The 11,722-nt window shown below is 44.9% G+C and carries 10 protein-coding genes; 4 read left to right on the forward strand and 6 right to left on the reverse strand.

Annotated elements, in window-relative coordinates; translation table 11 throughout:
- Window positions 1-10 precede the first annotated feature (10 nt).
- From G3W54_RS07795 to G3W54_RS07810, 4 genes are read left to right on the forward strand one after another with little or no spacing between them, the layout of a single operon-like run.
- Complete coding sequence (locus tag G3W54_RS07795) at window positions 11-844, forward strand: carbohydrate ABC transporter permease (protein ID WP_162652518.1); 834 nt, start codon at window positions 11-13, stop codon at window positions 842-844.
- Window positions 845-854: 10 nt separating this feature from the next.
- Entirely contained in the window at window positions 855-1,859 is a 1,005-nt protein-coding gene (locus tag G3W54_RS07800) for an ABC transporter ATP-binding protein (RefSeq protein WP_162652519.1), read from the forward strand.
- Window positions 1,856-2,629 carry an L-iditol 2-dehydrogenase gene (locus tag G3W54_RS07805; RefSeq protein WP_162652520.1) on the forward strand — a complete coding sequence of 258 codons (774 nt, stop codon included), beginning with the start codon at window positions 1,856-1,858 and terminating at the stop codon, window positions 2,627-2,629. Before G3W54_RS07800 ends, G3W54_RS07805 begins: the two co-directional genes overlap by 4 nt.
- Before the next feature lies 1 nt (window position 2,630).
- Window positions 2,631-4,097, forward strand: coding sequence for a mannitol dehydrogenase family protein (locus G3W54_RS07810; protein ID WP_162652521.1), 1,467 nt, complete (start codon window positions 2,631-2,633; stop codon window positions 4,095-4,097).
- A 361-nt stretch (window positions 4,098-4,458) separates the two neighbouring features.
- Here the strand turns inward: G3W54_RS07810 and G3W54_RS07815 are convergent, their stop codons facing one another.
- The 6 genes from G3W54_RS07815 to G3W54_RS07840 all read right to left on the reverse strand — a co-directional run bounded on the left by G3W54_RS07815 (window position 4,459) and on the right by G3W54_RS07840 (window position 11,714).
- Window positions 4,459-6,237, reverse strand: coding sequence for a thiamine pyrophosphate-binding protein (locus G3W54_RS07815; protein ID WP_197742802.1), 1,779 nt, complete (start codon window positions 6,235-6,237; stop codon window positions 4,459-4,461).
- A 3-nt stretch (window positions 6,238-6,240) separates the two neighbouring features.
- The gene (locus G3W54_RS07820) at window positions 6,241-7,650 is read right to left on the reverse strand and encodes an aldehyde dehydrogenase family protein (protein WP_162652522.1); all 1,410 of its coding nucleotides are present in this window, start codon (window positions 7,648-7,650) and stop codon (window positions 6,241-6,243) included.
- Window positions 7,634-8,584 (reverse strand): sugar phosphate isomerase/epimerase, encoded by a 951-nt coding sequence (locus G3W54_RS07825; protein ID WP_162652523.1) that lies wholly within the window; start codon window positions 8,582-8,584, stop codon window positions 7,634-7,636. The genes G3W54_RS07820 and G3W54_RS07825 overlap by 17 nt, the downstream gene beginning before the upstream one ends.
- A 101-nt stretch (window positions 8,585-8,685) precedes the next feature.
- Window positions 8,686-9,879 carry a Gfo/Idh/MocA family oxidoreductase gene (locus G3W54_RS07830; RefSeq protein ID WP_162652524.1) on the reverse strand — a complete coding sequence of 398 codons (1,194 nt, stop codon included), beginning with the start codon at window positions 9,877-9,879 and terminating at the stop codon, window positions 8,686-8,688.
- 18 nt (window positions 9,880-9,897) lie between these two features.
- Window positions 9,898-10,554: a hypothetical protein gene (locus G3W54_RS07835; protein ID WP_162652525.1), complete on the reverse strand. Its 657-nt coding sequence runs from the start codon at window positions 10,552-10,554 to the stop codon at window positions 9,898-9,900.
- The gene (locus G3W54_RS07840; RefSeq protein WP_162652526.1) at window positions 10,551-11,714 is read right to left on the reverse strand and encodes a Gfo/Idh/MocA family oxidoreductase; all 1,164 of its coding nucleotides are present in this window, start codon (window positions 11,712-11,714) and stop codon (window positions 10,551-10,553) included. Before G3W54_RS07840 ends, G3W54_RS07835 begins: the two co-directional genes overlap by 4 nt.
- Window positions 11,715-11,722: the final 8 nt, after the last annotated feature.

Raw genomic sequence — 11,722 nt, forward strand, 5'->3', positions numbered from 1 at the left:
GAGAAGCGATATGGCACGCGCAGTTTCAACAAAAACACGGATATTAAACACAGCGATTGCTGGAACCTTGGGTTTCTTTCTATTTTTTCCAATTTTATGGATCCTCGTTCTTTCTTTCAAAACTGAAGAAGATGCAATTAGAGCTCCACTGGAAGTGCTATTTAGTTCCGGCTGGACAATTGATAGTTTTAGCGCAGTTCAAGCGCGATCCGACTATTTCAAACATTTCTCCAACTCAGTCATTATATCCGTTGGGTCTACATTCCTTGGACTTTTAATTGCAGTGCCAGCGGCATGGTCCATGGCGTTTGTTCCAGCCAAACATACTAAAAACGTTTTGATGTGGATGCTATCAACTAAAATGTTGCCACCAGTTGGTGTTCTTGTCCCGATTTATCTGATTTTCCGAGATTTTGGGCTGTTAGATACCCGTATCGGTCTAACAATCGTACTTATGCTGATAAATCTGCCGATCATCATTTGGATGCTCTATACCTATTTTAAAGAAATTCCAGGAGAAATACTGGAAGCTGCACGTATGGATGGCGCATCTTTGCGTAATGAAATTATGTACGTGCTTGCGCCAATGGCTATACCTGGCATGGCATCAACCGTATTGTTGAACATCATTCTTGCCTGGAATGAGGCATTCTGGACCATCAATCTAACGGCAGCTGACGCTGCCCCACTCACCGCGTTTATTGCAAGTTACTCCAGCCCTGAAGGGCTTTTTTACGCGAAATTGAGTGCTGCATCTATCATGGCCATTGCACCCATCTTGATCATGGGCTGGTTCAGTCAAAAACAACTTGTCCGAGGATTGACCTTCGGCGCCGTGAAATGAGGAAACAATAATGGGACGAATCCTACTCAAACAGGTCAAGAAATCTTTCGGTGATGTTACTGTCATTCCGCCTCTAGACCTGGAAATCGACGATGGAGAATTTGTTGTATTTGTTGGTCCTTCTGGCTGCGGAAAGTCAACATTATTAAGGCTAATTGCAGGGCTTGAAGATACGACTTCTGGATATGTAGAGATCGACGGTCAGGATGCGACCGATTTACCACCAGCTACGCGCGGACTAGCGATGGTTTTTCAGTCTTATGCGCTATATCCTCATATGTCCGTTCGTAAGAACATTGCATTCCCGCTTCGCATGGCAAAAATGGATTCGCAAGAGCAAGAAAAGCGGATTATGTCTGCGGCCAAAGCACTGAATCTTACTGATTATCTGGATCGCAAACCCGGACAATTATCCGGAGGTCAGCGCCAGCGAGTTGCCATTGGTCGTGCCATCGTTCGAGAGCCTGCCGCATTTTTATTTGACGAGCCATTGTCAAATCTGGATGCTGCTTTGCGCGTTGGTATGCGCCTGGAAATCAGTGAACTACACAATCGTCTAAAAACAACGATGGTTTATGTTACCCATGACCAAGTTGAAGCCATGACAATGGCTGACAAAATTGTTGTGCTGCAAGCCGGCGTTATCGAGCAAGTTGGCAGTCCGTTAGAACTCTATCGAACCCCAAAAAACAAGTTCGTTGCCGGTTTTATTGGTTCGCCAAAAATGAACTTGCTGGAAGGTGAAGAGGCAGCAAAGCACAATGCACATACAATCGGCGTGCGCCCTGAACATATGCATGTTTCAACTGATAGCGGAACATGGCAGGGCACAGTTGGGGTTTCAGAACATTTAGGCAGCGATACATTTTTACACGTGCATGTTGAGGCATTTCCTGAACCTTTGACAGTACGCGCAGATGGTGAATTTGGCGTCCGCCATGATGACAAGGTCTATTTAACGCCAAATACCGAGCATATTCATAAATTTGATGACAAGGGATTGCGTATATCATGAAACGCTTAGAGGGAAAGTCAGCTCTTATTACAGGGGCTGCACGAGGAATTGGTCGAGGGTTTGCAGAAGCATATGTTCGTGAAGGTGCAAAGGTAGCCATTGCTGATGTAAACTTTGAAGCAGCTCAGGCAACCGCCAACGAAATTGGCGAGGCAGCCTATGCCATCCAACTTGATGTTACCAGGCAAGTGAGCATCGACGCTGCAATAAGCTCAGTTGTTGAAGAAGTTGGAAAACTGGATATTCTTATCAATAATGCAGCACTTTTTGATGCCGCAGAAACAGTTGATATTACGCGTGAAAGCTACGATAAACTATATTCAGTCAATGTGGCAGGAACGCTTTTTACAATGCAGGCCGCCGCCACTCAAATGATTAAACAAGGCCACGGAGGCAAAATTATTAATATGGCGTCTCAAGCAGGGCGCCGTGGCGAGAGTCTGGTGTTGGTGTATTGCTCCACAAAGGCTGCAGTAATATCGATGACACAGTCAGCTGGTCTAAATCTCATCAAACACAATATAAACGTCAATGCAATTGCTCCAGGTGTTGTCGATGGCGAACATTGGGAACATGTGGATGCAATGTTTGCAAAACTGGAAAATAAAAAACCTGGTCAGAAAAAAGCGGAGGTTGCTGCGGGAGTTCCTGCCGGCAGGTTTGCAACACCAAACGATTTAACTGGCATGGCTATATTTCTTGCATCCTCAGAGTCAGATTACATTCTTTCTCAGACATATAACGTCGATGGTGGCCAATGGATGAGTTAACATGAAGCTTTCAAACGCCACTTTGAATCGCTTACCAGCCGATATTAAGCGACCTCATTATGACAGGTCAGCAATAACCCCTGGGATCGTTCATATCGGGCTTGGCAATTTTCATCGAGCACATCAATCATGGTACCTACACCGATTAATGCAAACAGGCGATGCGTTTGATTGGGGAATAGTGGGAGCTGGAGTTCGCGCGGCAGATCAGCATCAATGCGAACGACTTGCCAAGCAAGATTATCTCACCACTTTGATCGAACTTGACCCAAAGGGTCGTTCTGCTGAAATTGTTGGCTCCATGGTAGATTTTGTTGCGGTAGAGGAAAACAATTCCTCATTAATTGCGCAACTGGCAAAACCTGAGATACGCATTGTCTCTCTTACTGTTACTGAGGGGGGATATTATCTCGATTCAGTAACTCGCGCATTTGACAATCAACATCCTGATATAAAGTTTGATGCAGAAAACCCTGATAATCCACGCACTGCATTTGGCGCTATCATCGCCGCGCTGAAGTTAAGAAAAGCAGCAGGCTCAAAACCGTTTACCTGCCAAAGCTGCGATAATCTTCAGGGAAACGGTGACATTCTCAAAAACACAATCCTGTCGCTTGCAAATTTGAGTGACAAGGCGCTTGCGAACTGGATCGAACAAAATTGCTCATTTCCAAACTCAATGGTTGATTGCATTGTTCCTGCAACGGGTGAAAAAGAGCTGGATCTGGCCAAAGATATGGGCATTGAAGATGACGCACCGGTAACACATGAGAATTTTCGGCAATGGGTCATTGAGGATAAGTTCTGCAATGACAGACCGAATTGGGAGAATGTTGGAGTTACCATAACAGATGATGTTCATTCTTATGAATCAATGAAGATTCGGATTCTAAATGGTGGCCATCAACTGATAGCCAATGCTGGCGAAATGCTCTCGATCGAATTCATATCTGATTGCATGGAGCATAATCTGATTGGCAACTATTTTCGCAAAGTAGCTGTCGATGAAATCGCACCCAATGTAGAATCTGTTCCGAATATGACGCCTGCAGACTATGTTCGCCTAATTGATCAACGTTTCTCAAATCCGGAAATTATCGATACCGTGCGCCGTGTTGCATTTGATGGTTCATCCAGACAAACTGGATTTATACTCCCCACTCTACGACAGGCTTTGCAGGTGCATAGCGCCTGCGAAGGCCTTATTCTCTCACAAGCTATCTGGGCTCGAATGTGTGAGGGAACGCGCGAAGACGGTAGTTTGATTATGGATAATGACCCGAATTGGGATGACTTAAAGGCATCGGCAAAACGGGCAAAAGAGACACCTATCATCTGGCTCCAACAACGCCATATCTATGGCGATTTAATCAATAATGAATATTTTGTTGATCGCTTCGTGTATTGGTATTCATTAATTTCGAGTTATGGCACGGCTGCTGCACTTCGCGCGTATCTCGGACATTAAGTATTTCGTAAAAGCAACCTAGTTTTGAACAATGCCAAGTTCGATTTTCTGAACTTCACCATCACTCACCTCTTACAAATCTGGTTGTCATTGGAAATCATGACCTGAGGAAAGAAGCTCTGAAGAGATAGATCTCTCAGAATGCCAAGAATGTGGCATAGCGGGATTTTTTAAACATTATCAGACCAATTCTTGCTTGTATAACCAAAGAGCTCGAAACCTCGCAAGAACAAAAACCAATGCCAAAAAATGACATAGTCTTTCCAACTTTAAACCAACGTTACTTCCGTCCCTTTACTTTCCTACCGTTAACTGAAAACAGACTTGTGCGAATTTATGGGAACTCCGCACAAGCATTGAATTATGTAGACACGTGAGAGACATCTTTATCAGGCGAGTAGATGTCTAAAATGTTCCAATGACCTGTTGTCGGAGTTGGGTTATTGATCATAGGCACGTCGATTACAGTGGGCTTATTGCTTACTATCGCATCTTCAATTGCTAACTTAAGCTCATCTGCTGACGAAACCTGAACACCGACGGCACCATATGCGTTTGCAATATCCGCGTACGCAGGTCCATTTGACGGTTGCGCAGCTGTACCGGGGAACGTTGTACCATATGTCAGTCCGTAATGTGCTTTTTGCAATCCGGCGATGGTTCCAAATGCATTGTTATTCATGATGAGCCAGATAATACCAAGATCGCGTTCGACTGCCGTTGCGAGCATAGAAGGATTTTGCCCGAAACCACCATCCCCAACCAGCGAGATTACAACACGATCAGGCGCCGCTATTTTGGCACCGATTGCTGCCGGTGGCCCAAAACCCATTGTTGCAAAACCGCCGGGTGTGAGAATGGAACCGGGCGTGAGGATATCAAACTGTTGTCCAACACCATTTTTGTTCCAGCCAACATCTGTTGTAATGATCGCATCTTGGGGAAGTACAGATCGCACGTCTGCTAATATACGCTCAGGCATCATGGGGAAAGCAGAGCTCGTTGCCATCTCGTTATTGCTTTGTTTAAAAGTAACGCGAAAATCAGTAATCTGCTTTCGAATTTCATCTCGTTGAAAACCATTTGGATAAAGTTTTTTTGCTACTCTATTTAGAACACGCAACGCAGCTTTTGCATCGCTTATTACGCCGATCTCTGTTGGGTAGTTTCGCCCAATTTCTGACGGTTCGATGTCGATGTGAATGACCTTTGTACCTGGAATATTAAATGTATATCCCGGATACCAAGACGAACAATCAGCCTCCTTGAAACGAGTACCAATGGCCAAGAGCCAATCGGCATTCAGGCAGGATTGGTTGACCAACTCTGTTCCCCAAAAACCTGTCATTCCCATGACAAAGGGATGATCATCACGTAATGCACCTTTGCCCATCAGAGAATGTGCAACGGGTATTTGCATATGATCTACAAACTCCTCAAGCTCTTTTGAGGCTTGAGAAAGTAGAATACCACCTCCAACATAGAGCACTGGATTTTTAGCATTAGCCATAGCATCCAGAATTTTCTCTGCTGTTTCATCGTCAACGGACGGCTTGGTCAGCTGTCGGGTATTACTTTCAATGCGCTTGAAACTTTCATCAGAAATTACTTCTGAAAAAATATCCATAGGAACATTAACCAGAACGGGACCCGGTTGCCCACTTTCAGCCAAGTGAAATGCCTTTTCCAGAATTTCGGCCATGAGTTCTGCACGATCAACTCGCCAAGCTCGTTTCACAAATGGGCGATATATTTCGTACTGTTGAGCATCTCCATGCAGGTTGACCTCTTGGTGCGGATGCTTGCCGTAATAATGAGTTGGAATATCACCTGCAATGACCACCATAGGGATGCAATCAAGTGCTGCATTGGCGACACCTGTGGCACAGTTGGTTAGTCCCGGACTTAGGTGAGACAATACTACTGATGCCTTCCCTTTTATCCGAGCATAGGCATCTGCAGCATGACTCGCAATTTGCTCATGTCTTACCGTGATGAAATCAATAGGACTATCAGCCATAGCAGCAAGTACAGCGATATTTGTATGGCCGCATAAACCAAAAACATGTTCGACATCGCGGCGTTCCAGGTAATCAACAATATGTTCTGCAACAGTTTTTGTCATTGTTTCTTGTGTCATGAATTATATCGCCTTTTTGTTGAAAAATTCACCGAACAGCTCTTCATCTGATGGCTTATCTTCAGGAATTGGGCGAGAAACCCAAGTGTAATTCATGAAGTGCTTTAGCGTGACATTTTCATTGGTGATATTTCCACCCCAAATCCCGCAGCCGAGACTGGAAGTCATCGGCATACCATTTGTATATGAGCCTGCATTAGCCTTCGACTGGGGTTGACGCACCATCATCCGACTAACTGGCGCTAGTCGAGCAAGAGCATCGATGTGATCATCATTATGGGAATAAATGCCACATGAATGACCTTTACCACCAACATTGTAGATTGCTTCAACAATACTGAGAGCATCTTCAAATTCATCGAAATGGTAGAGTGCCATTAGCGTTGTCAGCTTTTCCTTAGAAAACTTGTGCTCGGGACCAATTTGCCCTTGGTTTTCAACCATCAAAAATTTGCGATCATCAGGAATTTCAAAACCGGCCTCTTTTGCTGTTTGTTGTGGACGGCATGCGATGGTTGGGAAAGTACGGTTGCCTTTTTCATCCCACATCGCTTTTTCGAGCGCTATTTTTTCATCATCATTACAAAGGTAACCACCCTCGTTCACAAGTGCTGCAACCAATTCTTTATAGATCGATGACTGAATGATGATATTGCCATCAGCAGAGCACCCGGAGCCAAAATCAGATGTTTTTGACATACGTGTGTTTGCAGCAGCTATCTCAATATCGGCAGTCTCGTCAATTACAATAGAGGAGTTCCCTGCCCCGACACCGTATGCTGGACGACCGGATGAATATGCAGCTTTGACCATCGGCTTGCCACCCGTAGCAAGCGTCAAGTCACATACTTCCATAAGATGCTGAGTGATTGCGATTGATGGTTCTTCTACGCACTGAAATAGATCTTCTGGTGCCCCTACAGCTTTACAAGCAGCACGCATTACCTCAACCATCTTATTGGTTGTAACCTTCGTCCGAGGATGGGGAGAAAAGATAACGGCATCTCTTGCTTTTGCCGCATAGATACCCGTTACGGGGGGCGTCAGAGCAGGGTTTGTCATAGGAATAAGTGACGCTATGACACCCGCAGGTTTTGCATATTTCATAATCCCTTTGGAAACCTCAACTTCAACAACACCTGTACTTTTTTGACGAAGAGCATCCCGCAATACACCATGGATTTTAAATCGTTTACCCGGGCGCCCTTCACGGTCACCTATCGTACTTTCATCAACGCCCATTTGAGCTAGCTTTGTGAAAGTTTCCTCGTTACCTGCATACCAGCCAATTGCTTGCGCAAGGCGATCAAGTTGTTCCTGTGAGTAATCTTCTACTTCAGCCATTGCAGCGCGTGCTCGAGTGAGCATGCTTGCTACTAGAGCTCTATCAGCTTCGTTAAGTTCTCGTGCCATTTTCAATCTCTTTTGTTTTTGTGAAGTCGGGAGGAGACAGCATTGCAGATTCGCCATTGGCAATTCTTCTTTGCGATGAAACATCTCCGAAAGTTCGTTTTGCGTGCTGCAAACATCGACGCGCATGTTCTTCAAACCCAAGCTCCTGGGTTCTTGTTTTATTCGGAAGTTCTATTGAGTAATCTAAAATAGGAAGACGTTCGATTATTCGTTTAAAATCGATACAACCTTCTCCAGGATATAATCGCGCATCTCGCGCCAACTGAATCATGCCTTCTCTCGTATCGGCAATTCCTGGAAGTGCATCTGATATGTGTAAAAAGTTTAGATATTCACTTGGTACATGAGAGAGTTCGGCAATATCGACACGAGATAAGTGCATGTACAGGGTATCGATAAGAATGCCAGAATTTTCCTGGTCCGCTGCCCGCACGATATCAAGAGTTTCATCCAATGTACGTAATCTTGAAAAGGATGGAAATTCGAGATCAACACTCAACTCATATGGTGCTGCTAATTCACAAGTCTCTGCATAGCAATCAACGAGGAAATCACGATCATCACGACTGCTCGTCCAAGCACTCATAATCAATCGTTTCGCTCCCAGCTCGCCACCGAGTTCTATTGCAGGTTTGAATGACCTCGGGTCACACTCATCTGTGATGCGTGCTAACTCCATATCTAGAACCTTAAGACCGGTCGTTTTAAGAGCCAATTTTGTAGCACCCACCAAGGAAGTATCTTCTGGCCAACATGCAAATTCACCCGCGACATTCATTGGGATAAATCTTGGGCTAACCGCGTCATAACCCGCGCGGGCAGCGATATAGACCAATTCTGGCGCGGAACATTCAATCAGGGTCAAATGAGCCAGTGAATATAAAGGCTCCGCTAGACCAGTTGAATTTAGTTTTGGGTCGGCTGTTGAATGCAAGATGACACCTTAAATAACGTCCAATATATCTCGTATTATATTATATAAACAAAAATATCAGATATTTTTTAAAGTATCAACTTTTAATTCTCAAAAGGTGATTACAAAATTTCCACCCAACTTCCACCTGCGGCATTGGATTGAACCGTGGCATGGATAAACTTCACACCTTCTGCACCATCTTCAACATCTGGATAGGCCAAATAGTCGTTTGGTAAGGTTAATCCGTCTCTTCGCGCGGCAACTGCCGTTGCAAACTCAGTGTATAAATTTGCCCAAGCCTCAATCAAACCTTCTGGGAATCCGCGCCCCGTTCTGACCAAGCGCTCAACATTTGATGCAATTCCATGACCATGGCCGCGGCTTAAAATCCGATCAGGTTCCCCAAATCGCGCATGCTTTAAATATTCACTATGCTCCAAATCCCATTCAATGCCCCCTTCACTGCCAAAAATGCGCAGGCGCAATCCACCGCGATTACCAGGTGCCAAACGTGTCGCCATCAAGGTACCAGGAACGCTATTGGCAAAGCGCGTATTCATAAAAACAGTGTCTTCTAGTGGCTTTGGAGATCCGCAAACATGCATCTCAGCTCGCAGATGTGTCATTGGTAATCCGGAGACAAATGTTGCTAAATGTGCCGCATGAGTAGCGATATCACCCGTACAACTTGTTGCACCAGACTTTTTAGGATCCAGCCTCCATTTCACATGTTCCGCCTCACCGATATCGTCGGGTGTCATCCAATCCTGCATAAATTCAACATGAATTTGATTGACTTTACCGATGCCACCGTTAGCGACAATTTCTTTTGCCTGTCTGATCATTGCAAAGCAAGACATTGCATAGCCCACACCGAAAATCAGACCTGATTGTCGCGTCAGATCAGCAAGCGCGACTGCTTCATCCACCTCATTGGTAAGTGGTTTATCACATAAGACATCAATTCCACTTTCGATAAATGCCTTAGCAGCATCGAAATGAACATGATTGGGCGTCGTGATCATCACAGCATCAACACCCTGTGGGTGTTGGGCTTCTTGTTGTGCCATATTCTCAAAAGATGTGTAGCAACGATCATCATCAAGGTACCATTCAGCACCAAGGGCTTTGGCCTTGTCTTTGTTTGAAGAGAGAGCCCCAGCGACAATCTCCCATCGGTCGCTCTGTCGTGCGGCCATGGCTTGTGTTTGCGAAATTCGCCCTCCACCTACAACACCAAGTCGCAATCTACGATCTGGTTTTGGAAAAGCTTGCTCTAAGTTGGTAACTTGTGAAAAGAACTCTTTTGTCATTATATCACCTATTAAAAACTAACGTGGCGGTGTTGCACCAACCGGCAACATCTCAACCGCCATAAAAATACTGGGCGTAATGGTTTCAAATTGATGCCAGGGATAATTGCCCTCTTCATCAAACATCGATTTATGCGTATGTCCCGGCGCCATAGTTTCCTCGAAGTAAAGCGTCGCTATATCTTTTTCATAACACTGCTGCATCTTACCAATGCCCACGATTTGGGTATGAACTTCACGAAATCCCGGCACTGGACAAAACGGGTGTTCTTTATGCAATCCCACATTTAAAGGTACAGATCCTGAATGATACATGGTAAGCCCAATGTTACCGGCCCAAACCTTAGGCGACATATAATGGCTGACGCCCTTAAGCCTTTCTTCACCGCGAACTTCATAAGCTGATGGCCATTTTTGTTTAACAGCGCGATACAAAGTTTCATCGTCTTCATGATCATCAAAGCGTTCAATAATCACAGCGCGTTTGATATTTTTAATGCTGGTATTAACAGCGATTACAGAATTGAGATGTGCCAAACTCTGTTCATGTATTTGAATGGCCTCATCCGCTAGGTTGAGCAAAATAACGCGACCATTCACATCATACTCCAACTCATCCTGCAAAAATCTTACCGAGAAAAACGGTTCGGCAAAATCGAGTTTTTGAACACTCATTGTGTTGCTCCATATTGATCACTGCTTAAATTACTCATCGGACGCGGCCGTTCGCATGAAGTCTTCATGATTTCATTGGACCCGGTTTTTGCTGATTTTAAGATCCCCTCCATAACCTCGCAAATATGCATGGCCAAAACACCATTTGCGCGGTGAGGTGCGCCGGTTCTGAACGAGTGCGCAAGGTCAAGTAAACCCAAGCCACGGCAATCATCATTAAATCCAAAATTGTTCTCCGCAATCAACCAATTTTCCCGACCCGTCGGGCGGGGTTGGTGCGTCCAGCGAGAATTATTTTTGGTGCGGAACCAAACCTCACCACCAAAGATGTTTGCCCCATGAACAGGGTCAGGATCAGGAATACAAATCGTTCCCTCCTCCCCATAAATTTCAAATCTAGGAGTCTCTGAATCCCAAACATCAAAACTCATGGTCATTGTACCGATCTCGCCGGACTGAAATTCCAGATTGGACAGAACATGAGTATCAACTTCAACATCCATCATCTCACCATATCTGGGGCCATTTTCGATCATACGCTGATCAAATGTGCGTCGCGCCATTCCAGAAACACTTTTAATCGGCCCAAGTAGAAACACCATCGCGGTGAGATAATAAGGTCCCAAATCCAAGAGTGGACCACCGCCAAGTTTATAATAAAAATCCGGGTTGGGATGATGACGCTCGACACCATGGGTTCCAACAAAAGCTGATACACCTGTTGGCTTGCCAATGACCCCTTGGTCGATCAACTCGCGACAGGTCTGCCAGCGACCGCCCAAAAATGTGTCCGGCGCATTCCCTACTAAAAGACTTTTCTCAGTGGCGAGATCTAGAATTTTCTGGCCATCGGTTAAATCTGTTACAAAAGGTTTTTCAGAGTAAACATGCTTTCCGGCATGTAAGGCTGTTAAAGAAATTTCCGAATGCGCTGCAGGAATTGTTAAGTTCAAAACACATTCAATCTCATCATTTTCAAAAATCTCTTGCGGTGTCACAGCACTTGGAATTTGATACTTTTCAGCCTTTGCTTTTGCTTCTTCGATATCGAGCGCTGCGCAAGCGACAACATCCAACAACGGGAATCGTTGGCAATTTTTTAGATATATGTCGCTAATCCGGCCGCACCCAATCAATCCCACTTTGAATTGTCTAGTCATTTGGCCCT

Source organism: Lentilitoribacter sp. Alg239-R112 (assembly GCF_900537175.1).
GTDB lineage: Bacteria > Pseudomonadota > Alphaproteobacteria > Rhizobiales > Rhizobiaceae > Lentilitoribacter.

Excerpts from the sequence above, each read along its gene's own strand:
- G3W54_RS07805 (WP_162652520.1), top strand. The coding sequence starts at position 1,856 with ATGAAACGCTTAGAGGGAAAGTCAGCTCTTATTACAGGGGCTGCACGA.
- G3W54_RS07815 (WP_197742802.1), bottom strand. The coding sequence starts at position 6,237 with ATGACACAAGAAACAATGACAAAAACTGTTGCAGAACATATTGTTGAT.
- G3W54_RS07830 (WP_162652524.1), bottom strand. The coding sequence starts at position 9,879 with ATGACAAAAGAGTTCTTTTCACAAGTTACCAACTTAGAGCAAGCTTTT.
- G3W54_RS07795 (WP_162652518.1), top strand. The coding sequence starts at position 11 with ATGGCACGCGCAGTTTCAACAAAAACACGGATATTAAACACAGCGATT.
- G3W54_RS07835 (WP_162652525.1), bottom strand. The coding sequence starts at position 10,554 with ATGAGTGTTCAAAAACTCGATTTTGCCGAACCGTTTTTCTCGGTAAGA.
- G3W54_RS07800 (WP_162652519.1), top strand. The coding sequence starts at position 855 with ATGGGACGAATCCTACTCAAACAGGTCAAGAAATCTTTCGGTGATGTT.
- G3W54_RS07820 (WP_162652522.1), bottom strand. The coding sequence starts at position 7,650 with ATGGCACGAGAACTTAACGAAGCTGATAGAGCTCTAGTAGCAAGCATG.
- G3W54_RS07840 (WP_162652526.1), bottom strand. The coding sequence starts at position 11,714 with ATGACTAGACAATTCAAAGTGGGATTGATTGGGTGCGGCCGGATTAGC.
- G3W54_RS07810 (WP_162652521.1), top strand. The coding sequence starts at position 2,631 with ATGAAGCTTTCAAACGCCACTTTGAATCGCTTACCAGCCGATATTAAG.